Here is a 272-nt window from a genome sequence, read left to right on the forward strand (position 1 = left end):
GGAGCGGCCTGCGTTCATGCCGAACTGCGCAACGGCCACCAGCATGACGATGATTGAGAGGAACAGGGCGCTGGTCCACATGGCCCCCATTCCGAGGCCGCCATAGGTCTTGGCCTGTGTCAGCAGGTCGCCGAGCGCAGCGCCGAAGGGACGAGTCAGGAGGTAGCCGATCCAGAAGGTCAGCACGGCGTTGCCACCTATGCGCCACGCGGCATAGGTGATGCCGATCAGCGCACCAAAGGCGACAGCACCCCAGGTAAAGCCCAAGCCCT

The 272-nt window shown here is 64.3% G+C and carries 1 pseudogene; it reads right to left on the reverse strand.

From position 1 onward, the window contains the following. A pseudogene (locus VJI94_RS08390) lies at positions 1-272 on the reverse strand (hypothetical protein); the annotation flags it as partial.

It is taken from the genome of Parvimonas sp. D9, from assembly GCF_035282565.1.
GTDB lineage: Bacteria > Bacillota > Clostridia > Tissierellales > Peptoniphilaceae > Parvimonas > Parvimonas micra.